At 45.7% G+C, this 22830-nt stretch carries 23 protein-coding genes; 10 read left to right on the forward strand and 13 right to left on the reverse strand.

Translation table 11 applies throughout. The features are described from left to right. The first annotated feature begins 4 nt into the window (after positions 1-4). Complete coding sequence (locus tag ACLD71_RS21075; RefSeq protein ID WP_411991942.1) at positions 5-997, forward strand: substrate-binding domain-containing protein; 993 nt, start codon at positions 5-7, stop codon at positions 995-997. 27 nt (positions 998-1024) lie between these two features. Here the strand turns inward: ACLD71_RS21075 and ACLD71_RS21080 are convergent, their stop codons facing one another. The 4 genes from ACLD71_RS21080 to ACLD71_RS21095 all read right to left on the reverse strand — a co-directional run bounded on the left by ACLD71_RS21080 (position 1025) and on the right by ACLD71_RS21095 (position 3438). Continuing rightward, on the reverse strand, positions 1025-1195 hold the full coding sequence (locus ACLD71_RS21080; RefSeq protein WP_411991944.1) for a hypothetical protein: 171 nt from the start codon (positions 1193-1195) through the stop codon (positions 1025-1027). Between the two features lie 139 nt (positions 1196-1334). Then, entirely contained in the window at positions 1335-1652 is a 318-nt protein-coding gene (locus ACLD71_RS21085) for a hypothetical protein (protein ID WP_411991946.1), read from the reverse strand. Positions 1653-1724: 72 nt separating this feature from the next. Next, on the reverse strand, positions 1725-1970 hold the full coding sequence (locus ACLD71_RS21090; protein ID WP_137671691.1) for a peptidase: 246 nt from the start codon (positions 1968-1970) through the stop codon (positions 1725-1727). 97 nt (positions 1971-2067) lie between these two features. Further along, the gene (locus tag ACLD71_RS21095) at positions 2068-3438 is read right to left on the reverse strand and encodes an MATE family efflux transporter (RefSeq protein WP_411991948.1); all 1371 of its coding nucleotides are present in this window, start codon (positions 3436-3438) and stop codon (positions 2068-2070) included. Positions 3439-3539: 101 nt separating this feature from the next. Here ACLD71_RS21095 and ACLD71_RS21100 point away from each other — a divergent pair, with 101 nt between their 5' ends. After that, positions 3540-4427, forward strand: coding sequence for a LysR family transcriptional regulator (locus tag ACLD71_RS21100; protein ID WP_411991950.1), 888 nt, complete (start codon positions 3540-3542; stop codon positions 4425-4427). A 19-nt stretch (positions 4428-4446) separates the two neighbouring features. Here the strand turns inward: ACLD71_RS21100 and ACLD71_RS21105 are convergent, their stop codons facing one another. Then, positions 4447-4854: a GFA family protein gene (locus tag ACLD71_RS21105; RefSeq protein ID WP_411991952.1), complete on the reverse strand. Its 408-nt coding sequence runs from the start codon at positions 4852-4854 to the stop codon at positions 4447-4449. Between the two features lie 269 nt (positions 4855-5123). On the opposite strand from ACLD71_RS21105, the gene ACLD71_RS21110 reads away from it, so the two are divergent. Beyond that, positions 5124-5609, forward strand: a complete 486-nt coding sequence (locus ACLD71_RS21110; protein WP_137671695.1) for a hypothetical protein — start codon at positions 5124-5126, stop codon at positions 5607-5609. Between the two features lie 45 nt (positions 5610-5654). Here the strand turns inward: ACLD71_RS21110 and ACLD71_RS21115 are convergent, their stop codons facing one another. From ACLD71_RS21115 to ACLD71_RS21125, 3 genes are all read right to left on the reverse strand, one after another. After that, positions 5655-7154, reverse strand: coding sequence for a methyl-accepting chemotaxis protein (locus ACLD71_RS21115; protein ID WP_411991954.1), 1500 nt, complete (start codon positions 7152-7154; stop codon positions 5655-5657). Beyond that, positions 7151-7732, reverse strand: a complete 582-nt coding sequence (locus tag ACLD71_RS21120) for an SCO family protein (protein ID WP_411991956.1) — start codon at positions 7730-7732, stop codon at positions 7151-7153. The genes ACLD71_RS21115 and ACLD71_RS21120 overlap by 4 nt, the downstream gene beginning before the upstream one ends. Positions 7733-7891: 159 nt before the next feature. Continuing rightward, complete coding sequence (locus tag ACLD71_RS21125) at positions 7892-8713, reverse strand: NAD(P)H-binding protein (RefSeq protein WP_411991958.1); 822 nt, start codon at positions 8711-8713, stop codon at positions 7892-7894. Between the two features lie 131 nt (positions 8714-8844). On the opposite strand from ACLD71_RS21125, the gene ACLD71_RS21130 reads away from it, so the two are divergent. The 3 genes from ACLD71_RS21130 to ACLD71_RS21140 all read left to right on the forward strand — a co-directional run bounded on the left by ACLD71_RS21130 (position 8845) and on the right by ACLD71_RS21140 (position 11907). Next, positions 8845-9801 (forward strand): AraC family transcriptional regulator, encoded by a 957-nt coding sequence (locus tag ACLD71_RS21130; RefSeq protein ID WP_411991960.1) that lies wholly within the window; start codon positions 8845-8847, stop codon positions 9799-9801. Positions 9802-9955: 154 nt separating this feature from the next. Further along, entirely contained in the window at positions 9956-11200 is a 1245-nt protein-coding gene (locus ACLD71_RS21135) for a cytochrome-c peroxidase (protein WP_411991962.1), read from the forward strand. Between the two features lie 149 nt (positions 11201-11349). Next, positions 11350-11907, forward strand: a complete 558-nt coding sequence (locus tag ACLD71_RS21140; RefSeq protein WP_411991964.1) for a VC2662 family protein — start codon at positions 11350-11352, stop codon at positions 11905-11907. A gap of 84 nt (positions 11908-11991) precedes the next feature. On the opposite strand, the gene ACLD71_RS21145 is transcribed toward ACLD71_RS21140, so the two are convergent. Further along, the gene (locus ACLD71_RS21145) at positions 11992-12765 is read right to left on the reverse strand and encodes a hydratase (protein ID WP_411991966.1); all 774 of its coding nucleotides are present in this window, start codon (positions 12763-12765) and stop codon (positions 11992-11994) included. 306 nt (positions 12766-13071) lie between these two features. Between ACLD71_RS21145 and ACLD71_RS21150 the strand changes: the two genes are divergently transcribed. From ACLD71_RS21150 to ACLD71_RS21165, 4 genes are all read left to right on the forward strand, one after another. Beyond that, positions 13072-14418, forward strand: coding sequence for a hypothetical protein (locus ACLD71_RS21150; protein ID WP_411991968.1), 1347 nt, complete (start codon positions 13072-13074; stop codon positions 14416-14418). Position 14419: 1 nt separating this feature from the next. Continuing rightward, the gene (locus ACLD71_RS21155) at positions 14420-14761 is read left to right on the forward strand and encodes a hypothetical protein (protein WP_411991970.1); all 342 of its coding nucleotides are present in this window, start codon (positions 14420-14422) and stop codon (positions 14759-14761) included. 35 nt (positions 14762-14796) lie between these two features. Beyond that, complete coding sequence (locus tag ACLD71_RS21160) at positions 14797-16122, forward strand: hypothetical protein (RefSeq protein ID WP_411991972.1); 1326 nt, start codon at positions 14797-14799, stop codon at positions 16120-16122. Between the two features lie 240 nt (positions 16123-16362). After that, on the forward strand, positions 16363-16788 hold the full coding sequence (locus ACLD71_RS21165; RefSeq protein ID WP_411991974.1) for a hypothetical protein: 426 nt from the start codon (positions 16363-16365) through the stop codon (positions 16786-16788). A gap of 52 nt (positions 16789-16840) precedes the next feature. Here the strand turns inward: ACLD71_RS21165 and ACLD71_RS21170 are convergent, their stop codons facing one another. From ACLD71_RS21170 to ACLD71_RS21185, 4 genes are read right to left on the reverse strand one after another with little or no spacing between them, the layout of a single operon-like run. Further along, positions 16841-19672 carry an FAD-binding and (Fe-S)-binding domain-containing protein gene (locus ACLD71_RS21170; protein ID WP_411991976.1) on the reverse strand — a complete coding sequence of 944 codons (2832 nt, stop codon included), beginning with the start codon at positions 19670-19672 and terminating at the stop codon, positions 16841-16843. Between the two features lie 57 nt (positions 19673-19729). After that, positions 19730-20398: a LutC/YkgG family protein gene (locus tag ACLD71_RS21175; protein WP_411991978.1), complete on the reverse strand. Its 669-nt coding sequence runs from the start codon at positions 20396-20398 to the stop codon at positions 19730-19732. Further along, a complete protein-coding gene (locus ACLD71_RS21180; protein ID WP_411991980.1) occupies positions 20395-21837 on the reverse strand; it encodes a LutB/LldF family L-lactate oxidation iron-sulfur protein in 1443 nt (480 codons plus the stop codon). The genes ACLD71_RS21175 and ACLD71_RS21180 overlap by 4 nt, the downstream gene beginning before the upstream one ends. After that, entirely contained in the window at positions 21834-22601 is a 768-nt protein-coding gene (locus tag ACLD71_RS21185; RefSeq protein WP_411991982.1) for a (Fe-S)-binding protein, read from the reverse strand. Before ACLD71_RS21185 ends, ACLD71_RS21180 begins: the two co-directional genes overlap by 4 nt. Positions 22602-22830: the final 229 nt, after the last annotated feature.

Raw genomic sequence — 22830 nt, forward strand, 5'->3', positions numbered from 1 at the left:
AAAAGTGACCGCATCTGATGTTGCCGCCCATTTAGGCCTATCACGTTCTGCGGTATCACGCGCTTTTACCGAAGGGGCCAGCATCAATCCAGCTAAGCGGGAAAAGATTTTGGCCGCAGCCAAAGAATTAGGTTACCAGCCTAACTTTTTGGCCCGTACCTTAAGCACCCCAGCAACCCGTTCACGCTCCCATTTAGTTGCGATTTTGATAAGTGATTTCTCCAACCCTTTTCAATCGTTTCTATTTGAGGAGCTTTCCACTACTTTGCAGCTTAATGGCAAGCAACCCATGCTATTAAATGTGAAACAAGCAGAAGACCTAGACGCCGCAATTTTACGTCTGTCAGGCTACCAAGTAGACGCCGTTATTGCGGTAATGGGCTCCCTACCAGCCGAAAGCTTTGCACAATGCCAAAAGCTCTCCTTGCCCTTAATTACACTGGGCCGAGCCGACCAACGCGGTCTTATTCCTTCGGTACAAACCGACAACGTAGAGGCTGGTCGATTAGCTGCCCAGCACTTATTAACTCAAGGCTTAAACAAACTTGGTTTTGTGGCTGGACGTAGCGATGGTCAAGCCTCGATTGAACGTTACCAAGGCTTTTGCGAAATCCTCAGCCAACGAGGTGCAACGCCACCAATTCGTTTAGATGCCGGGCGCTATGGCTACAGCGCAGGTTTTGAGTTAGGCGTACGCTCTATAGACACTCTACGGGAATTAGAAGGTATTTTCTGCGCTTCAGATGCGCTGGCAATGGGCTTAATCGACAGTTGCCGTGAAGTAAGTAAAGTGGCGATTCCAGAAATGCTGCGTGTGGTAGGTTGTGACGATGTACCACCAGCTTCTTGGCAAGGTTACCAGCTAAGCTCAATTGCTCAGCCGGTGCCTGAAATAGCCCAACAGGTTATGCAGCTATTGGAGAAAATGTGGCAAAAAGATGGAGATATCCCAATAATAACGAGGTTGGCGCCAAGCTTAAAAGTACGTAGAACCTAGCTTACTGAACACACCCATTACCCACAATTATTCGCGATTTTCGGAAGTTAACGACGCGGAATTTCGCGCTGCGGCTTTAGGTGCAAAAAAATCACAAGCTTGGCGGTCTGCCATTGTTGGTTGTTCCCATGCGCCACACAAATCTTTTTGGTTGTCGGGAGTTCGGGTAAATTGGCGACATTGCCCACACTTGCTCATTGCTCTATTCCTTGAGGCTACAAAAGTCTCAAAAGACTACTAAAATAAGCAGGCTAAGCACCTGATATAAATCAGAATAATCAACAGTTTGTGCTAACTAGTAACGGTGAGAAAAGTAAAGAATAGCAGCATTAAGATACTAATTCTTACTGACTATGTTTTTAAGGGCTTTCGCGATAAGTGAATCGGTAATTTCTGTTATAAGCAGCCTAGCACCTAGCAAGGCCACAACAATAGACACAAGCAATAACCAGCTTGAATAGCCAAACAAAAGGTATGTTCCACCGCATAATACGGCGATAAACCCAATACGCACCAAGTAGCGAATTACCATAAAAATTGGAAACGAAAAGCGGGCGTTAATGCTCTCTAGTGCTTGCTCCAGCAAAGTAAATTGCTGCTCGCGCGCTAAGTCTGAAATGTCGTCGAAATAATCAATGTACTGTTTAATATCCATATTTACTCAGCGGGTAGCGTATACAACTCAAAAGATGTGCCTACGCTACACCAGTAGCCAGCAGGATGCGAGTTAGCCCACTAAAAAATAACGCACAATGCCGTAGACATAAACAATAGAGAAGATGATGTTAATGTATTTAAGCTGACGTTCGCTATGCAACCACGCACAATAAATCCAAATTAAACAAAAAGGCAGGCTGACAAAAATAGTGAGTGGATACCAATCCTGCACAGCGGCCACGGTACTTACAATACCTAAGGCAAGCGCCAACCATTTCAATTCTTGTTCATATTTGGCAAGACTTTTCCCTGTCATTTACTGCTATTCCTTTTTAAATTAAAACGTTAATTCTGTGTTTGTTGGGTGTTTAAAGTGCTTACTGTCCAAGCGCTTTGACCTAAGCTCTTGTGATTTACGAATTTAAACAGACCAAACTCGGCGCTGGCTCAGCCCTTTGCTGCAGATCGCGCAGATTAAAATACAACATCGGCAATACCACTGCGCTAAGCACTAAATTAGACAAAGGCACCGAAATCCAAATGCCTGTAACGCCAATAAACTGTGGCAATAGCCATAAAAATGGAAGCTGTATTAGCATGTTTCCCGCCGATACAAATAGCGCTTTTTTCGCCTCGCCCACTGCCATAAAGTAGACAGCGCTGATAAACAAAAAGCCATCTAAAAAGATGCCAGCTAAGTGCAAACGCACACCGGCTTTACTGGCTTGCATTAAGGCTTCATCGCCACTAGAAAAAACCGCAATAAACCATTCTGGAAAGAGGTTAAGAAGCACCACAATGGCAATACCAGAGCCCACTGTCACCGAAAATGCTAAGGTAACGGTTTGAGCAATTTTATTGATTTGTTTTGCCCCTAAGTAATAACTTACTGGCGGCTGCAAACCACTGGCGACGCCTTCGGCAAAGAAGTAATACACACTGCCTAGGTAACCCACTATGGCAAAAGCCGCTACATCGGTGGCCGAGGCATAGCTCATAAACAATTTATTGTGCAAGGCCATCACAAAGCCAAAGTACACAAACATCATTAAGCTAGAAGACCCCAGCTGTAAAATGCGTGATGCACTAGCCCATTCAAACCGGCTGCCTTTTAATGGCGTATTAGCTTGAGCTGAGAAAAAGTAATGCACGCAATATAAGCTAGTGACCGACTGAGCAATTAAGGTTGCAATAGCTGCGCCGCGTAAGCCCATAGAAAAATGCGCGAGAAACAAGTAATCCAACCCAATGTTCAGTAAAGCGCCTAGCACAATAAACAAGGTGGCCAAATTGGGTTTGTCGTCATTTCGAACCAGCAATGGCAAAGCACTTGCCGCGATAGACACTAACGCCCCGGCCGACATAATGCCCAAATATTGCTGCGCCATGTTTTGCGCTTCGCCCTCTGCGCCTTGCAGAGCAATTAAGCGAGAGTCACCAAATTGCAGAACTATGCTAATTAGCAATCCCAATAGCACCACCAGCAACAAGGCTGAAGCTAAACTATTCTGGCAGGCTCGGCAGTTGTTCTCTCCTCGATACATTGACAACATACTGCCGCCGCCCATGCCAATCATTAGGCCCACACCAGTAACTAGCGCCATAACGGGAATAGACATATTAATGCCTGCAAGCCCTTGCGCGCCCACATAATGCCCTACAAAAATACCGTCGATAACTTGATACAAGCCACTCACTAACATCGCCACTACAGACGGAATAGCAAAGCGCCAAAAGTTGGCACTTACCGATTGCTCGTTAGGGATAGAAATAGACTGCTGCATGCCACTCACTCAAGGTTAAGACCGAGCATTATAGTTGATTTAAAGATACATAAGAGTTAGTTTCTATCCGAATAACGGATAGGTAACTGAAGTGAGTAAGCATGAATTGGAGCATTGATCAGCTACAAGCCTTTGTAAGTGCAGCACAATTAGGCTCATTTTCGGCTGCTGCTCGCAAACTAGGTAAAGCACAGTCACGAATTAGCAGCGCCATTGCTAATTTAGAAGCCGATTTAGGTTTCGAGCTTTACGATCGCAGTGCCAAGCTGCCGGTTCTTACCGCCCTTGGTCAACAAATGCTGCCTGAGGCTCAACAGGTATTAGAACAATGTCGTCGATTACAGTCGCGCGCTTTAACCGCCGCCAATAAAGAGCCAATAGCTTTAAAAATCGCGATTGATGAAGCGATTCCTATTGAAGCTATTCATTCGATGTTTATGCGTTTAGGCGAGCAATTTCCTTACCTACAGTTAACGGTAACCAACGGTACCCAAGACGACATCTCGGCGGCGATAGAAAATAGACAACTAGATATTGGCTTAATGCTGAGTCAAAAAGCCTTGCCAGACAACGTGATGTTTGGCTCGTTAGGCTATTTTGAATTAGCGCTAATTGTGGGTAAACAGCACCCTTTCGTTGAGCTAGAGTCACTGCGTTATCAGGACCTACAACAGTATCGGCAGCTAGTGCAGTGTAACCGTGCTGGTCTGGGTAGCTCTGTTCCTATTAGCCCCAGCCATTGGTATATCGACAGCTACTATTTAATTAGTGAGTTGGTGGCCAAAAACCAAGGCTGGGCCTTTGTACCCAAGCATATTGCGCAAAATGATTGGATAAAAGATGCCATTCAAGTGGTGCATTGTGATTCATTATTAGCAAATATGAAGTTTGAAATTGGCATAGTAAAACGCTGCGATAGCCCAGACAGTAAACTCACTACTTGGTTGGTGAACGAGTTACTTAAACTGCTCGACGATGGCGCTAATTAGTCACTACTTCTCATCTTACTTAAGAGCGCGAGTCCTCGTACGCATCGTTACGAATGAGGTCTGCATCTAAGTCTTCCCAATTCGCTTTAGAGCTAACAAAGTTGTGTGATATTGGCCGCTCAACTATCGCCGAATCAAGCATGCCTAAGCGTATTCTTAAGCGACTAGGATCCGCTTGGTTAGAACTATGAATAGGTGATGCGCATACTTTGCAAAAATGCCTCACCTTCCCCGGAGAGGTTTGATAGTGACCAAAATCTTCAACCCCTTTTAACACTTTGAATCCTTTGGTCGCCACAAAGCCATTGGTAGCAAATGCAGTGCCACTGTTTTTTCTACATAAAGAACAATGGCAATGAATAATTGAATTGATACCTCCCGATATTTCAACTTGAATAGCCCCACACAAACAACTTCCTTGATACATAGTTTTTCCCTTTTGTTTACATCAACTTAATGTCACAGACATTAACATTGGCTCAGCTCACAATTACACGATACAGCGTAAACTTATATAGATTTATAGTATAAAAACACTAAAATCCTCACCCTAACATCAAATTGGCCAACCAAAAGATAAATCGTTAAACCAATTTACTACTATATACCCAAACGTAGCGGCGGCTAAGTGCTCTCTATTTGGCTTGCTTAGTGTTGCTAAGTTTTACCTTTAAACATCAAGGACGAAAAATATCCATGCTTAAGAAAAGTGTTATAGCCCTTTCTATTCTATTAGCGTCAGGCTGCTCAAGTATCGTTAGTGACAGTAAGTATTTAGTGGCTATTGATTCTACTCCCAGCCAAGCCAGCTTCTCTATTAAAAACAGAGCCGGAGTAACAGTTCAGAATGGACAAACACCAGAAACCCTTACGTTAAAGGCTTCTGCTGGTTTTTTTAAAGGCGAAACCTACCAGCTAGTATTTAATAAAGAAGGTTATGAAGAACAAATTATCGAGCTTAAAAGCAGTGTAGACGGTTGGTATTTTGGTAACATTTTGTTTGGCGGCTTAATCGGCATGTTAATCGTAGATCCAGCAACAGGTGCCATGTACAAGTTGCCAGAAAATGCCATTGCCGAGCTAACAGAAAGCGAAAAAGAAAACAAAGAATCGCTTACTATTGCCATGCTAAACAGTATTCCTGAACAGCAGCAAGCGCAGTTAATTCCGTTAACTGAGTAGCGATAATAAACGGCAAAGGCCTATACTTTGCCGTTTAGCAATAAATTACACCTGAGTTTGATACACAGCAACACGCTGCTCTAACGATGCCAGAGTATTAGCAACTGTGCAGGCCGTTTCAGCTAACAACTGGCTTTGCCCCATCAGCGTTTCATTCTTATCTCTAATCTCATTAATGCTTCGTTCAATTTGATCACATGCGTCAGTTTGCTCTGAAGTACTGCTAGCAATTTGTGCATTCACATCGCGCATGTCACTCACGCTTCGATTAATTAACGATAAAGTACTGCCACCGGTTTCTATCTTGGCTTTGGATTCGTCGGAATACACTAAGCCTTTTTGCATTGAATCAACCACTTGTGAAGCATTCGTTTGTAGCGTGTCGATTATTTGATTCACCTCTCCAGTAGACTTTTGCGTACGTGCAGCCAGCGCCCGCACCTCATCGGCCACTACGGCAAAGCCCCTGCCTAATTCTCCGGCTCGAGCGGCTTCAATGGCAGCGTTCAAGGCCAATAAGTTAGTTTGCTCTGAGATGGCTTTAATCACCTCAATCACTGCATTAATCCCTTGAACGTTATCGTTCAGCTGTCTGGTATATACCTCAGACTCACTCAGCAGTTTATTCAGGGTTTGAGTGGCCTCCACCGACTCGCCCACTTGCTGCGAACCAGACTTAATCTGTGTCTCTACCGATTCAGCAGCGCCTGCGGCATGCTCTGCGTTATCAGATACATTTCGTGCAGCTTGAGATAATTCTACCGATGCACTGGCTACCGAATCACTCTGCTCCATTTGCTGTAATACAACGTTTTTAGTCTCAGCACTTTGTTGATTTAGCCCACTCACCAAATCATTAATGTCCACAATCGATTGTTTTAAGTCGCTAAATAAGGCGTTGAATTCGCTAATTAAGGTATTAAAAGCGATAACCGTGGGGTGCTCTTTGTTGCTGTCGATAGTCGCCGTTAAATCTTTGTTGGCGGCCAGCTTATCTACCGCCACAATGATTGAATTGGACACCTTGGCATCTTTGGCCATATTAATCGCGTAAAACACCAATACCCCGCTTTCAAATACCACAAAGGCCGCATGCTCAATAGCGGTTCCCCAAGAGCAGCCAGTGGCATAAATCATCAATGGAACATCTGCCACTGTTACGCCACTCAACTGCATATAAGTAAAAACGAGATGGTGCACGGCGATTATGCCCGCGGCAGCAATTACCGGTAACCAATCTTTATAAATAAGCACAAATGCAAGGGCGGCAAAAATATGAAAATGCATCTCCAATCGGCCAAGCTGGGCTTGAATCATCACCATGGAATACACCATTAACAGCATCGCGTTAATGCATGAAGACACTCGACTGCCGCGCAAATACGCGTAATTAAGTAACGCAATAATCGATATTAGCATCGACATAGTTAAGGCAAAACTATGGCTGGCAAAACCAATCGGCACTAATAGTCCCACTACCGGAAGGTGAGCCAATAAGATATACAGCACTTGCTTATCTGCTAATTGCGCAGGGTTTGCGTTCATAGTATTTCACCTTGTTGTAATTGTTTGAAATCCTGTATTACTTTGTCTATTTCAAGATTCACTTGGGTATAAACTAGGCTTACCTCACCACGAGGATCGAGCAAATACAGATAAGCCGAATGATCGACAATTTGAGCATCGAAGTTGCTTGCAACATACCCAGGAAATTGCTGAGACACTTCTGTGGCCTGCTGAAAATTAGCCACCTGACGAAACAGCACATTGTCTAAAGAATGCTCGGCCACGACATTGGACGCCGAACCTGCTACTAGGTCTACGTAAAGAAACTGTGCCTGTTTGAGCTGATTTGAATTAGCCAGTGCGGCTAAGTTGAGAAGTTGCCGAGGACAAGCTTGGCTGCAGCCCTGAAAGCCTAAAAACAAATAAGTGAAGCGCCCTTGATAATCACTTAAAGACTCACCATTGTTCAGTTGAATATTGTAAGCCGCGGCATTACTGCCATGACCATAAAACTCGCTAAAGTGAATCAGCGGCATAACAAAGGGAAACGCGAAGGCAATCGCTATAGGGCAAGTAAGCAATAAGCCAGCGCGTAATCTAAAGAGAAAGCTTTTCATGTATTGAGCATAGTTGTCCTATGTTTATTAACCCAGTTATCAACGTCTTGAATACCAAGCCTTTGCGCCTGCTCTTCGCGCTAAGCTCAAACCTTCACCTAGGTAAGTCAGTGAGGAACGATAGCAAACGGCACATTGCTCCCCACTGGCTGGCACTAATTATGACCACATATCTTGCGCTGCTGTTGCGCTTACATAGTCTGCGAATGATTTAGCGGGTCGCCCAAGCGCTTGCTCGACCCCGTGACACAAATGGCTATTTCGGCCATCCATTACTTCGCTAAATAACTCATTCATTAACCACAGCATATCGTCTGGGAATTGCTGTTGTTTTAAAGCACCCACAAACTGCTCTACGCTGAGTTCAACAAACTCAATGGGGCGCTGTTTGGCATTAGCGATCATTGCCACACATTCTCGTAGACTCAGCAGCTCGGGCCCTGTTACCTCAAACAGTTGATTGCGTAATGCCGGTTGGGTTAAACACGCTACCGCCACTTCAGCAATGTCGTCTACATCAACAAAAGGCTCTAGTACATCTGCGCGTGGTAGCGCCACTTGGCCACTGTTTACCGACTCAATTAAAAAGCCTTCGCTAAAGTTTTGCGAAAACCAGCTAGCGCGCACTACATTCCAGCTTAAGCCGCTTTTAATTAACTGTCGCTCGGCAGCAACCGCGCCATCTTCCCCGCGCCCCGAGAGCAAAACAACATGTTGAATGCCGGCTTGTTTTGCATGCTCAATAAACTCAGCAATCGCCGCTTGTGCAGCGGGTACTGCTAAATCGGGTTGGTAACATACATACGCTGAATCACAGCCCTGCATAGCGGCTTGCCAAGTGCTAGGGTTTAACCAATCAAAAGAGGGAGACGTAGAGCGAGATACCCCACGGGTAAGGCGCCCTGCCTCTGTTAATAAACTATTTACGCGTCGACCAGTTTTACCGTTTACGCCAACAATCAAAGTTGTGTGTGAAGTCATTTGGGTGCTCCTAGTTAAAGATAAGTAAGTAGTGGCTCATCCACGGGCTTAGTATCGCGTGTTAAAACTGGATACTTAATGCTTATACATCTACAATTTTTAACTATTCGTCCTAAATAGCCGTAATCTCTATGCCATCAGCAACCAGGGTTAACACACCGGTGTTTCCACAAGCCAACGATCCTTTGGGCGAGACTCTGCACCAACTACGCGTAGATGGCAGCCTTTATTGCCGCTCAACGGTGCGTGGCGACTGGTCACTCGACATGCCTATTCTGCCGGGTAAATTAATGATTCATATCGTAACCAAAGGCCAATGCTGGTTGAGCATAGAGGGCCTAGCACCTCAGCGACTTAAGCAAGGGACTTTAGTATTGGTGCCCCATGCCAAAGGCCATAGCTTAAGCAGCGATCCACAACTTACGCCCACGCCGCTGTTTGATGCTGGCGTGGAACGGATAAGTGAGCGTTACGAAGTACTTAAAATTAACCAAACGGGCGAACTGACCGAAGTAACCTGTGGTGTACTAGGCTTTGATTTACTGGCTGCCCAGCGGCTTATTCAGCAGCTACCGCCAGTACTGGTATTGCAACACACCGAGCTGGGACACCAAGATTGGTTAAGTAACAGCTTGGCGCTTATTTCGTCTGAAGCTGAGCAGCTAAGGCCAGGTGGAGAAACCATTATTACTCACCTGGCCGACATACTAGTGATTCAGCTCATTCGCCATTGGATTGAGCAATCCCCCCAAGCCAGCGAAGGTTGGTTAGGCGCGCTACGCGACAAACACATAGGCATTGCCTTACGCGCCATTCACCACCAGCCAGAACGAAATTGGACAGTAAATTCATTAGCGCAAGAGTGTGGCATGTCACGCTCTGGTTTTTCTGCTCGCTTTACCCAGCTTATTGGCAACAGCGTTAAAAACTACCTGACTGAATGGCGAATGAACTTAGCTCACCAACGCTTAAAGCAGCAACGCATCCCTTTAATGGTGTTAGCTGAAGAGCTGGGCTACAACTCTGAAGCCGCCTTTTCGCGCGCCTTTAAACGAGTGATGGGAATATCCCCCGGCAAAATTGTTTAGCGTAAGCAGGCTTTGGTTTCGCAAAAAGCGCTTAGCGAATACAGCCCGCTAATTTGCGGAAACTCGTCACATTATTAACAGAGTTTGCGCTGGTTTACGTATCTTTACACAGCAACTGTTATGTTAAAAAAAAGGATTTTTAAGGTACATTTCAGTGAAGAACAAGCACATTGCGTTACAACTAAGCATGGTTTTACTACTCGGCGCATGCGGTGGAGGAACTGAATCCAGCAGCAACAACGATGACTCAGAGACTACTCCACCAGTTATCGAACCAGAAACTGAACTCAACTTACCCAGTGAACACTTTAATTACGCCAACATTGCGCTGCCGACGCACTACACCGAAAACAACTTCCCCGCGCAATCTCAGTTTCAACATGCCGCTATTGAATTCGACAATACCCCAGTAGACAACCCAATAACCGATGCCGGTGCAACCCTAGGCCGAGTATTGTTTTACGACAAAAAACTGAGTGCCAATGGCACTACGGCCTGCGCCTCTTGCCACTTAGCCGAGCACGGTTTTTCCGATCCCAAAGTGCTCAGCCAAGGCTTTAACGGTGAGCTAACCCGCCGCCATTCGATGAGCATAGTCAATGCGCGCTTTTACTTTAGCGGCAGCTTCTTTTGGGACGAACGTGCCGCCACCTTAGAAGAACAAGTACTCATGCCTTTTCAAGACCCAGTGGAAATGGGGCTTATTTTAGCCGAGCTAGAAGAAATAGTGGCTAATCAAGCCTATTATCCTGCGCTATTTAACGATGCCTTTGGCGACCAAAGCATTTCAAGTGACCGCATATCAAAAGCCTTGGCGCAGTTTATAAGAAGCATGGTAAGCACCACTGCCAAATACGACCTCGCCCGAGCCGAAGTACAATCTCCACGCTTGGATTTTCCCGGCTTTAGCGCTCAAGAAAACCTTGGCAAAGATCTTTTCCTTCTACCAAGAGAGCTTGAAAATGGTGACAGTGCTAACTGCGCCGGATGCCATGTAAGCGAAGCCTTTGTTGGCCCGATACCAAATGGCCCAGTAGGTACGACTACATCAACCGTTAACGGGCTAGATGCAGAGTCTAGTGACGATTTAGGTATTGCAGAAACCACCGGCACAGCTAACGATAACGGTAAATTTAAAGCGCCGTCACTACGTAACATTGCCATTCGCCCGCCCTATATGCATGACGGCCGTTTTACCAACTTAGATGAAGTAATAGAGCACTATAGCAGCGGTATTCAGCTTCACCCCAACTTAAGAGCGCCACTATTAGGCTCAGATGGCCAAGCGGTAAAATTCAACTTTAGCGAAGATGAAAAACAAGCACTGATCGCGTTTTTAAACACCCTAAGCGACCACGATATGCTGGCCGATGAGAAATACAGCGATCCATTTAACTAGGAACAAATAGTTTACAAAGGACGTATAGTAGATATAAGCAATGCGGTATTTCAATTACCTATCTCTAATGTATACTTCGCGCCCTATTTAATTGACTAACACATTGATATGAGAGCAAAGATATCGATGTGTGTTTTGGAGATTTACCTTTGAAAAAATTCATCCCTGCTTTAGTTTTAGCTGCTTTTGTCTCTGCCCCTGCAATGGCTAGCGCACCTGTTATGTTCTCAACAATGAATGGCTACAATGCACCTGATGCTGACGCAGTTGGCGGCGTACGTTTATCGGTTCTTCACGGCCAGGTAGACGAAGTAAAAGGTGTAGATTTTTCTGTACTAGGTATGTCTGAAACCAAACGCACTACCGGTGTTAACTTTGGTTTATTCTTTGGTGGCGCTAAAGTGACCGAAGAAATGAAAGGTGCTTCTTTAGGTTTATTTAACTGGAACACAGGCTCAACTACCGGTGTTAACTTAGCAGCAGTGAACGTAACTAACGATGTTAATGGCTTAAACTGGAGTGCAGTTAACTACTCTGAAGGCTACACTAAAGCAGATATAGGTGTTGCCAGTATTTCTGAAAAATCTAACTTCCAGTTAGGCATATTCAACAAAACGAATACTATTGACGGCGTTCAAATTGGTTTAATTAACTGTGCAGACAATGGTTTCTTCAAGTGTTTCCCAATTATTAACTTTGCTAAATAAATAGCTCTGAGTTAATCGCTAATAAGGGAAAAACCAAGCATGGTTTTTCCCTTTTTTATTGCCCTGTAACGTTCCCACTTTCCCCTAACTAGCTTGGGCTTTTACCAGCTTAACTTGATAAGCGCCTAAATCTTGGTACTCAATCAAGGTATCAACATCAAACTCCAACTCTACAATGCCAGCGTAAGAGCCAGTAATAAGCGCTTCTCCAGCCTTAAAGCTTACGCCTCGCTTGCTCATAAAGTTAATTAGCCAGTAAATAGGGCTGACAGGGTGTTGATTCGGGTGCTTGCCCTCAAAGCTTTGTTTATTGTCGTTTTGACTAAGGCTTAACTGAATGCTGCTGGCGGCAAACGCCTTGGCTTTATCTAGTTTAGGCCCCAAGTACAAACCGCGGTTTACTAAGCCATCGGCTAGCACTTCTAAAAAAGCAGCCTCTTCACTGTCGGCAAAGCGGCGCTGAATAAGTTCTAAAGCCATGTGGCAATCGCCAATCGCGTCGTTAATCTGCGCTTCACTATAATCTTCAGCTTGAGCCGGTAAGTCTTTGGCTAATACAAAGGCGATTTCTGGTTCAATTTTAGCAATGCCGGTATCGGCCATTAGCTCACAATGGATGCCGCTTTGCACATCGGCAGTGAAAATAGGCGCCACAATCACTTTGTCTTCTGCTGGCGGTAATAAACACTTCCAGCCACCAATCTTATCTTGGCGTAATTCAGCCATTGCCGCTTGTATCTCTAGCGCGTCATCAATGGTATGAGGGCGAAGTTCAGGCGCTAAACGCGCAACTTTTTGATCGGTATTGCGATTGCTAAGTAATACCTTAGCGGCTTGCAGGCTAGTGTCTTTGTTCATTGCGAATTCTTATCCAAAAGTTGAGTCGTAATATGATAACAATCTATTTGTATGATAAAAAGACCAGTAAACTACGCGAGTTAATTTTTGAGCGTTTAATGGTGTTTAGCGTCCCTATCACTACAAGCTCAAACCTGATAGTTAAAACCTTGATATCAGGTTTCGCACTGCTATCAAAAAGAAACCCAACAAACACTCCTAAACATGATTAACACCATGTTATTCATCATGTTTATCACTCTTCGTTTTTGACAAAATAAATAATAAAGGACATAGTTGGCGCGAGATTTACGCTGAAGGAACAGCATGCCAATAATAGACATGAGTGATATGCCTGCGCACTTAGCCCAGCAAGTCGCCACGCTGGTTAACAACCCAAACTGGCAGGCACAACGCCAACAGCTATGGGATGACCACTTAGGTGAAATCTATGCCGAATATAAACGCAGCAAAATTAATGCGCTTAAACTGTGCTTTTTTAGCGGGCAGATAGATAAAAAACTGCTCGACTACGAACACCTTCCTTATTTATTTGACCTATTCCCAGTGATTAGCCCAGACAGTATCTGTTACTTAATCGACACCCTTCTGCCTTTACTCGAAGGCATGAAGATGAATGACGATGAGCGTAAAACCGTTGCCGATTGCTTAATCGAATATCTAAGCGCGCTGGTTGGCGCTGAGTTTAGCGCAATGCCACGGTGGGCAATTAACCAGCTTAACGAGGGCGCCAAACTTGACATTTTTGATTGGCTATTTGGTAGCTGTTACCAAAACAATCGCCCAATAAAACACAGTTACCAGCCCGACCACCCCGGCTGGCCACTTACTATAACCACCGATAAATTGTTATTGCGACTACTGTTAAGGCTAATGTCAGAATTGGCTAACAATAGTGACCTACGCCCAAGTATATTGTGGCAACGCCCCAACTATCTTGCATCACTGATTGCCGCCCTACCAGATAGTTATTTAACAGCCAACTGGGATAAAGACGAAGATAAACAAGACACAAAAACGTATTTATGGATTGCGCTCGCCATGGGCATAAGCAGCGCCACAGCAAGCTTATCGCCCCGTTTACAGGCGCTTAAAGATAAACACTCGCAACTTATTACTACTGTAACTATGGCCGCCGAGCAGCGCCCTCTTTTGAAACAACTATTGAGCGACCTTCAAGCCCCCTCGGCCTTTTTTAAACCAATACTCGAGTATGCCGAAGTACTTAATATACAAATTGGTTTGGATGAAGCTAACCTTAAAATTTGGCAGCAGCACTTTAACGAACTTGAGCCAAGAGAAGGTCAAAGCGAAACGTATTGGGGTTTTGTAGACCTTCGAGTTGCCCCCGACGCCCCCGACGACCCCGACAATCCAGATTTAGTGCTTAGTTTACTGGCTAAACTCGCCCCCCAGCTTACCGAACAGTGGTTAGCTATTCGTGCCTTAAACATAGATGTAGGAATATCCCTACTGCAAAAGCCCTATCACAAAAACTACGCCTTACTTTTTGAATGCGATACGCGATGCTCTTCAAATTGTGATACCCAGCAAGCTGAGCAGGCTTTAGTGGCACTATTGGAACAATTGCCAATTACAGCCCTCGAAAGCTGGATGTACCACACATCGACATTTATTAAAAATAGGAGCTAACATGACAGACATCGTATTACTTAAACTACAAGGCCAAGCAGAACATCACCCACAGTGGCAAGCCATTGCTAAGTTATTTATGGCCAATACCATTGGCCACCAACTGCAAGATTTGTTTGATGAAATACGCCCCGATAGCGGTGACGATTTTGAAGAAATACTCGATGCCTTCCCCGATATATATGCGGAGCAAGCCGACTATAAACAAGGCCAACTAACGGTAGAGTTTTTATCTGGCCCAGATACGGAAGAGTTAGCCGAAGCGCTAGACGCTTTTTTTAAGCCCTTCCCGCTAGTCAGTTTATCGATAAACCAAAGCTGTGATGACGCTGAATTTGAGTAAACAGCCCAAACCGTTAACGCTGAAGGAACAGCAACATGCCCGCACCTAGTTTTACTCCCCTACCAGAGCCACTCGCCAGCGAGCTGGCGCAAAACACTAATAACCCGCAATGGCAGGCTGAGCGTCAGCGCCTATGGGATATTCACTTAGAAAAATCTTACAGCCAATTTAAACGCAGCGATGCCAAGGCGATTAAACACTATTATTTTACTGGAGAGCTTGCCCCCAAGCACTTTGGTGAAGTATCGGTCGAAAGGCTGCTTACTCTTTACCCAATCATTAGCCCGCAAAGCATCAGTTATTTATTAATGGTACTGCCTACCTTGGGCATAAAGCGACCATCTAAAGAGCCTTTGGAAATTCGCAGTGATGATATACCGCGCTTTGCTGATAGCTTAATGCGCCAATTTTCTTCCCATGCTCCAGAGCCCCATCAAAGCCAGAGTATTGAACAGCGTTTAGCAGTGGTGGATTGGCTATTGGGCGATGCGTTTACCCCGCAACGCCGCGTAGAAAATGTTCTCGATCCCAATCACCCGGGCTGGCAGTTAAGCATAGAGCCCTTAAACATGTGCCGTGATATCTTAGGTAATGTTGTCTCATGGATGCACTGCGCAGAGTTCAACGCTTGCCCGCCCTTATGGCTAAAACGCCTCGATTATTTAGTGTCGGCCTTTAAACAGCTGCCCTTAGAAGCGCATAGCCGTAACATCCCCCATCGTATGCAAGTAGAACACCAGTTTAAACGTTATTTATGGAGCCTAATCGACGAAGGGCTATTTAGTGACGCTGGAGCGCTTAACCCACGTTTGCAAGGCTATAACCAAGCGCGCGAGCAAGTATTAAACTGCTTATTACCCCTAGCCGAACACATCCCTGCCTTTAAGCAAGTGTGCCTCGACATTAAACACCAAGACAGCTTTTTTGTTGAAAAATTGCGTAGCAGTCGCTACCAAAAAATGCGCTTTAAAATTAGCCCTGAGTTATTTAAGCAATGGCAACAACACTTTGTACATGAAAAACTCGACAGTGAAGATGAGCGGCAACGTTGGTGGTCATTTGGCCATGATATGTATGAAGAAAAGTTTCACGACTTAATGTTAGCATGGTTAGAGCAGCACGCGCCGGAGCAAGCTAAGCGGTGGCCTCAACTGTGGCCCCTTAAGGTTGATATATCTTTAAACAACCTAGCCGCTCCTTACGCCGAAGGCTTGCACTTTATCGTTAATTACTCGATAGATTTTTACCAAGGCGACCAAAGCCAAGCTGATAAGGCTGAGCACTTACTATATAAGATTATTAGCCAACTACCAGTAACAGAGTTAGAAAGCTGGCAACACTTTAATCCTAGGTTGAAGTAAGACGTCACTTAGCAAACATAATGATTAGTGATTTAGTTTAGGATAAACCATGAGCGAAACCGCTCCATTAAACTTGGTAAGCCTTCGCTCAAATCAGGCAAAATGCTAGTCAAGGCATTTGCCTGACTAGCTCTCAAACACCAACAAACTCGCTTCATCTAGCAAATACAAAATAGATTGGTAGGCTACGCTGCTAGCTTGAGATAAAGCTTGGAAAAGGTATTTTTTACTAAGGTATTTATGAATCAACTTAGAGCTCTAAACCATTTCTGCACTTTCCTCTTGCTAACAGTTGCAAGCAATACTGCACTTGCGGGAAGCGTCGGCGCTACAGATATTGCTTGTATGCTAATCAACGAAGGCTTTATTCTAGGAAAACCCGCGGTCATTCCCGTCCCAACTATTTCTCTGAATATAAATGATGACGCTAACCTTCACTCAATAATTGACACAGCAGCGTTGAGCATTGCCCTCACAACAGCAGCGACTTTAGAAACGAGCGTACAAAAACCATTCATTAGTCAATTTCAGGTTATGGTAAAAAACGGAGACGCTATAACAACAGTAAGAAGTTCCCCGAGAGAAAATCCAAGCCAGAATGTGTCGGTGTACGTTAACCTTAAAGAATCGAAAGGCGAGTTAAGCTTAGAATGCTTCTCCCAGTAACAAGATTAGGTAAATACTCGATCAAATATTTGCCTAGCTAGCCCCAAAACACCTATAAACTCACTTCATCTACCAAATACAAAATAGACTGATACGCTACGCCGCTGTGGTGCGATAAACCAATTTCGCAAGTTCTGCTATTGCTGTAACCACGAGTACAGCCTTCTGGTACTTGGGCTTTTAATGGCGCTAGCGCAGCTTGATTTAACTCAGGAGTGGTAAAGCCTTTGTCGCCCGCCCAGCCGCAGCAATAGATATGCTCGGGCAATATAGCTTGCTGGGCGCAGCGATTGGCGATGTCTAGCAAGGGATCGTGCATATCCATACGGCGCGAGCTGCAGGTTAAATGCAGCATTATGGGTTGTTCTAGCTTGGCGATGTTTAGTTTATCTAGGGCATGCTGATGAATAAAACCAATCGGTTCGTAAATATCGAGAGGCTGAGTAAATTGCTCTTGGCTGCGCTTAGCACAAGGGCTGGTATCCATGAGTACAGGCCAACGTCCATGCTCGCTAAGCTGCCAAATAATGTTCTCAAGCTGTTGGGATTTATCTGTAGCAATATCGAGCATGCCTTTGCTGTGATAAGGCATGCCACAACACAAATCATCTCCCTTGTCGGGAATAATTACCTCAAAGCCAGCTTTTTCCAGCACGTTACAAGTTACCTCTACCAATGGCCGAGGATCTATGGCATCGGCTTGTGGCGCCATAGTACGCGCCGCACAAGAGGGAATGTATACCACTTTATCTTTGTGAAAACGCGGCTGTGGCGGCTGGTATTTGGCGCGGGTGGGATAAGCAGGGTTCCAGGTTGGCACCTTACCCGCTGAGACTTTTGTAATGCCTTTACTAATAGAACTTATCGCGCTGGAACCAAGCACTTTTTGGCCTAACTCAGCGGTTCCTAACCCTAAACGCGTGATGCTAGCCACACTTGAGAAATGATCGGCTGTCCAACGCGCGATATTTTTATACTTGGCGTAATGTTGCTCGCGTAATTGGCGAACTAGATCTCCGGTATTGATCCCCACAGGGCAACGGTCGGCGCATAAGCCTACCGCGGCACAGGTATCTACTCCTTGGTACTTAAAGTCTTTTTCTAGTTGGATTAAACGCTTAGCATTACTGCCGCTGCGGCGCAATTCACTAAGCTCTCGATATAATACAATACGCTGCCGTGGACTAAGGCTCAAACTGCGCGATGGACACACGGGTTCGCAAAAACCACACTCAATACACTTATCCACCAGCTCGTTGGCGGCTGGCATTGGTTTTAAATTTTCTAGATGCGCTTGGCTATTTTGATTAAGAATCACCCCGGGATTAAGCAAACCTTGAGGGTCAAATAGCTGCTTAATTTGTTGCATAAGCGCTACTCCCTCACTGCCCCACTCTAGCTCGATAAACGGCGCCATATTGCGGCCTGTACCGTGCTCGGCTTTTAACGAACCTTGGTATTTAACCGCTACAAGTTGGCTAACGGCGTCCATAAAGCGGCCATAACGCGCGACTTCTGCTGGGTCTTCAAAACCTTGGGTGAATACAAAATGCAGGTTGCCCGCTAAGGCATGGCCAAAAATAATCGCTTCGTGATAACCATGCTCGGTAAACAAGGCTTGCAGTTCGTGTACACCATTGGCTAGGCGCTCGACCGGAAAGGCTACGTCTTCAATAATTACCGTAGTGCCGGTTTCCCGCACTGCACCCACTGCGGGGAACATGCCTTTACGAATGGCCCATAGGGCGGCGGTTTCTGACGATTTAGTGGTAAACGCAACCTCACCGATGCGGGGGAAACTGACCACGCTATCCATCACTTGTTGACAGAGCGAGGTCAGTTCATCGGCTTGGCTACTGCGCGCTTCCACTAGTAAAGCGCAGGCCTGCATGTCTAAGCTGGCAATAAAATCTGGCATGCCCGGTTGGTCTGCCACAGAAGCCAGCGCGCGGCCGTCCATTAGTTCTACCGCGGCTACCGGCTGGTCGGCCAATACTTGTACCGCTTTACATGCTGTGTCGCTATCGGCAAATACCAACAAGCTTGATGCTTTGTGTGGATGTTCTACCACGGTGTTATAAGTCAGCTCGGCAATAAAGGCTAAAGTGCCCTCAGAGCCAATCATCAGGTGCTGTAAAATATCGAAGGGATCACTAAAATCCACCAGCGCATTAAGGCTGTAACCGGTGGTATTTTTCAGCCGATATTTATGGCGAATTTTGTCGGCTAAGTCTTTGTTTTGCAGAGTGCTTTGAGCGAGTTCTGACAGCCCTTCTAACAAACCTTGATGGCTGCGTTTAAAGGCCGCTACGCTGTGCGGGTCACCGGTATTTAATACCGTGCCGTCAGAAAATACCACCGTAATAGACGCCATGGTGTGATAAGAATTCTGCGCCGTGCCGCAGCACATTCCCGAAGCATTATTGGCCGCTATACCGCCAATTTTACACGCGTTAATGGAGGCGGGATCAGGGCCTATTTTGCGCTGAAAAGGCGCTAAGTAGCGGTTGGCATCTGCGCCAATAACACCGGGCTGTAAGCTAATTTTGTCGCCGTCTTCCAGAATCTGATGCTGGCGCCAATCATCACTTAACAATATCAATACCGAATCTGAAATGGCTTGCCCCGATAAACTGGTCCCGGCTGCGCGAAAAGTATAAGGCAGCGCTAATTGGGCACAGCTAGCCATGACCAACTGCAACTGCGCTAAGTTATTTACCTTTACCACTAACTTGGGAATCAAACGGTAAAAGCTGGCATCGGTGCCGTAAGCCAGCGTTTGAGCGTGGCTGGTCATCAGCTGTTCGGGTAACAACTCTGCGGCAAGCTGGTCAAACAGTTGTTGGTAAGATCCCTCTAACGCCGGGCTGTTGGCTTGATTCATGGTGTAATCCTGTTCCATTTACTATCAATAATTAGCAATTAAATACTTTTTGGCGGCTTATTCGCCCTCAATCACTATCACAATTAATTCGCTGGGGCCGTGCGCGCCGTACGCTAAGGTTTGCTGAATATCAGCCGTTTTAGATGGCCCAGATATAAGCACCACATTACTGGGCAGCCCTTGGTGCCATTGCTGCTGAGCCATTAACAAAGCAAAGCTATCTACGATTTGACTGGCTTTAATAACAGCCACATGACACGGCGCTAATAGCGACAAACTGCGCGGCTCTTCTGCACTAGGTTTAAGCACCAAGGTTCCGGTGTCGGCAATTCCTGCGTCACACCCGGTTAAGCTTACCGACGTATTGTTGAATAAATCTGACTTGTGCTGCTCAAAATCTTGCTCAAAAACACCAAGCTTTAGTCGCGGTGTTAAAGCCTGAGTAAACAGCTGATACCACTCTCCCCCAGTGCCTAACATGGCGCTTTGCCATTGGTGCAACTCCGCTAACTCAATCAAGCTTCCAGTTAATTGTTCTACATTGGGTATGCTTATCACTTCAGCATGGGCGTTGGTTAGTTGCTGCTTAAATCGTGTTAAGCAAACCTCATGGCTAGGGCTTTGCCACGCTTGATGGCTACCAGCAGACGTTTTAGGGCTAAGCGCAGATACCGCACTTAAACGCTGCATAATATTGGCTTTTGCCAATGCACTTGCGTTGCTCATAAGCTCGCTCCTTTATTTGCCCGTTGTTTCATTTGCTGATGAAAACTCTGTGATGCCAATTCTGGTTTAGAACGGCAACGGGTCCACGCCCCCATAGGCAAAGGAATAAATCTCGCTAAGGTTAAAACCATGCGAGTGGCGAGGTGATAGATCTTTGGATGAGTGCTTAACCACGCCCAAAAACGCCAAGCATTGTGTTCGCTAAAACTGGCAGCACTGGCTTGGCCTTTTAGTGACGAAATGCCGCTCTCCGCAGGCATTTTTGCATCGTGACGCAAGCGCTGCAGCAAGCTGGGAATAGGAATATTCACCGGACAAACCTCTTCACAAGCACCGCATAAACTAGAGGCGGTGACTAAGTCACTGGTTTGCTCTAAACCTTGTAAATGCGGGGAAATAATTTTACCAATGGGGCCAGGATAGGTGGTGCCATATGCGTGCCCACCCACGCGGGTATAGACGGGACAATGATTCATACATGCGCCGCAGCGAATACACTGCAAGGTTTTACGCAAAGCGTCATCGGCATAAGCTTGCGAACGGCCATTGTCTAATAACACCAAGTGAACTTGCTGCGGGCCATCGCGCTCTGGCGAACGGCGCGGCCCCGAAATCATATTGAAATAAGTGGTAATGTGCTGGCCAGTGGCCGAGCGAGTTAAAATACTAAACAGTGGCGGCACATCGCTTAAATGCTCCACCACTTTTTCTATACCGGTCACCGCAATATGCAGGGGTGGCACGGTGGTGGTCATGCGGCCATTGCCTTCATTCTCCACCAAACAAAGGGTGCCTGTTTCGGCAACCGCAAAGTTCACCCCAGAAATGCCCACATCGGCTTGCTTAAACTTGTTACGTAAGGCTTTTCGACCGGTTTGGATCAACTTGTCTACCGACAAGGTATAATTAAAATCCTTGATATGCTCTAAGAACAAATCCGCCACTTGCTGCTTATTTTTATGGATAGCAGGCATAATAATGTGCGAAGGCGTTTCTTCTGCTAGCTGCACAATATACTCACCCATATCACTTTCTACGCACTCTATACCTAGGCTTTCCAGATGGTGATTTAGCTCGATTTCCTCGGTCACCATCGACTTACCTTTTACTACTTTTTTGCCCCCTGCTTGCTGGATTAAATCAGCAATCAGCTGTTGGGCTTGGCGGATATCTTCGGCCCAATGCACTTGAATACCGTTTGCTTGGCAATTTTGCTCTAACTGCTCTAGCAACTGCGGTAACTTACTTAAGCAACGCTGGCGAATGTTCTCGGCGTGTAAGCGTAATTGCGCTAATTCGTCTTCATCACTGAAGGCGTCTTTGCGCTTTTTTTGTAAGTAATCCATGGCGCCGCGAAAGTTCTGGCGTAGTTGTTGGTCGGCGAGCGATTCGCTGGCTTGGCGTTTAAATTGGCTTGCTTGGTAATGTTGTACACTCATGCTTTAGCCTCACTAGCGGGTTTAGTGCGCTTTAATAAAAAGCTGGCTAAGTGTTGGCCTTTAAACATGCTGGCCTCGCCACGATAGGCTAAGTGGCCATTAATGTTGGCCAAGCAGCCCCAATCGGCACTCACTAAGTAGTCGGCTCCCGATTGCTTTAAATGAGAGGCTTTGTCTTCCACCATCGCTTGGCTAATCTCGGCATGCCGCAATGCAAAGCTGCCACCAAAGCCACAGCATTCGGTATCGTAAGCGGCTTGTTTGAGTTCAACATTATCTAACTGAGCCAATAAGGCCTCAGAGCTTGTATGTATGCCCATTTCTCGTCGGCCACTGCAGGATGTATGCAATACCACTGAGCTAGCTTCGCCCGTGTCCGTTAGGTTTGCTCGGCATACTCGTGCCAAAAACTCACTAAATTCAAACACTCTTTGGCTAAATGCTTGTGCTTTTTCGGCATGTTCACTGGCTGCAAATAAGTCGGCATAGTGTTTAAACATCATACCCGCGCAGGAGCCAGACATTACCACTACCGGGTAGTTGTTGGGGAATAATGCCATTTGACTTAAGGCGACCGTTTTGGCTTGGTCTTGATAACCGGACGTGTAAGCAGGTTGGCCACAGCAACTTTGTTTTTCCACCCACATCACTTCTATGCCTTCGCGTTCCAGTAGTTCAATTGCGGCTAATCCGCCGTTGGGGTCAAGCACGTCTAACAAACAAGTGGCATAAAAATACACTTTGCTTGGCTTGCTCGGATACATCCTTAATCCTGCTTGGTTCATTCCCTACCTCATGCAAACTAGTCATGCTGATTTAGTGTTTATTGGCTTATTTTAGTTGAAGCTCCGCTGGCTAAAATAAGACCTTAGTGCCAAAGGCCAAATGTGAGAGTTCACACAAAGCCGAGGCTAAAACACACTTTTTATTAACATTTACTTTACACCTTCGACATTTATCCATATATAGAAACAAAGAAATTAATTATTTCCA

It is taken from the genome of Agarivorans sp. DSG3-1 (assembly GCF_046774965.1).
Taxonomy (GTDB): domain Bacteria; phylum Pseudomonadota; class Gammaproteobacteria; order Enterobacterales; family Celerinatantimonadaceae; genus Agarivorans.